Source organism: Bariatricus sp. HCP28S3_F11 (assembly GCF_052065395.1).
GTDB lineage: Bacteria > Bacillota > Clostridia > Lachnospirales > Lachnospiraceae > Allocoprococcus.
The window spans coordinates 1-1,806 of record NZ_JBQHUC010000092.1; the positions used below are offsets into that span (position 1 = coordinate 1).

A 1,806-nucleotide genomic window follows, 5' to 3' on the forward strand; every position below is an offset into this window, starting at 1 on the left:
GGAAGCGTTCATTCGAAAGATTGACCGCCACAAGCGTAAAGCCTGGCTGGAAATCGAAATGTTCGGAAGAATGCAGAGAGTTGAAGTGGGATTGGAAATTATTTCCAAAACTGTGTAAAAAATGGAACTGAAATAACTACGTTGCTAGAAACATCATTTTTTATACGATAAAAATACTGGTCATAAAAGAAAGTGCCATAAATGCAGGGCAAATAAATGCCCACAGGCATCGAAAGATTTGAGGGTCGGGAAGAAAAATGTATAAAAGGAATACATCGCATTGGTTCAAGCACTGGGATTTTATTTTGTTGGATTTCATATTAATAGAAGCTGCGTTCTATGTGGCGTATGTGGTACGAAATGGAGACCTGACTTTGCAGATGGATACGTTCATGCGAAGCATCTTCATTGTCCTGGGGCTGATTGATCTGGTGATGGGATTCCTGATGGAAACATATCGGGGTGTTCTGAGACGGGGATACTGGATGGAAGCGAAAGCAGTCGCACGACATGTGATCGTTGTCTGCGCCGGTGTCATCGTCTATCTTTTTGTAATTAAAGAATCTGCACATTCTTCGCGTCTGGCGATGTTTTATTTTCCGCTCATTGCATGGAGTTTCCTTTTTATAGGAAGATGTATTTTGAAAATGTGGCTGAGAAGCCACCGGGAACCGGCTGCCGGAAAACGGGGCATTATGCTGGTCGGATCAAAAAAGAATTATGAAGAACTTCTTAACAACTTTACCGATAATCCATACAGTGAATTCAAGGTTACCGGAATCGGGATCGTGGATGAAGAAGGCGAAAGAAGAGAATTCCATGGACTTCCGGTTATTTACGGAGTGGATAAGATCGCTGAATATTTGAAAACAGCCTGGACAGATGAAGTGATGTTCAGCATTCCGAATGAGATACCGCTTCCGGAGAAGCTGATTGATGAATGTGGAATCATGGGACTTACGGTGCATCTGAAGCTGGCAAGGCTGAAAAAAGAGAAGATGCGTCAGATGGTGGAGGAGATTGAAGGATATACGGTGATCTCCAGCAGCATCAATATGGCATCGCAGAAGCAGGTGTTTGTGAAACGGCTTATGGACATCGTGGGAGGACTTATCGGGCTGATCGGTACGGCGGTTATCTTTGTTATTGTGGCACCGTGGATCTATGTGAAATCTCCGGGACCGATCTTCTTCAGTCAGATCCGGGTTGGGAAGAATGGAAGGAAGTTTAAGATCTATAAGTTCCGAAGCATGTATATGGATGCGGAGGAACGGAAAAAAGAACTCATGGCGCAGAATAATATCAAGGACGGCATGATGTTCAAGATGGATAATGACCCGAGAATCATTAAAGGAATTGGAAATTTTATCCGGGACTATTCTCTGGATGAATTTCCGCAGTTCTGGAATGTTCTGAAGGGGGATATGAGTCTGGTTGGGACTAGGCCGCCTACAGAAGATGAGTGGGAGAAGTATGATCTTCATCATCGGGCCAGGTTGGCGATCAAGCCGGGGATTACCGGAATGTGGCAGATTAGCGGACGGAGCGATATTACCGACTTTGAAGAAGTTGTGAGGTTGGATACGGAATATATTAAGAACTGGGATTTGGGGCTGGATATTAAAATTCTGCTGAAAACAGTGTTGGTTGTGATTGGAAAAGATGGGGCGAAATAGAAAGCTCTATTTAGCAATGTCTACCCTAAACTCCCATGCCCGCACACTTGGCACCACCATAAATGAAACTGTGTAAGCCGGAAGGTATTGAGTTTGTTTATGCCGTTCTGTATACTTATAGTAACGGCAA

1 protein-coding gene is annotated in these 1,806 nt (G+C 43.9%); it reads left to right on the top strand.

From position 1 onward, the window contains the following. Nucleotides 1–257: 257 nt before the first annotated feature. Nucleotides 258–1,676: a sugar transferase gene (locus ACTNBR_RS16330; protein ID WP_441019245.1), complete on the top strand. Its 1,419-nt coding sequence runs from the start codon at nt 258–260 to the stop codon at nt 1,674–1,676. Nucleotides 1,677–1,806 lie beyond the last annotated feature (130 nt).

What these genes read in the sequence shown, in the direction of transcription:
- ACTNBR_RS16330 (WP_441019245.1), top strand. Translation starts at nt 258, where the DNA reads ATGTATAAAAGGAATACATCGCATTGGTTCAAGCACTGGGATTTTATT.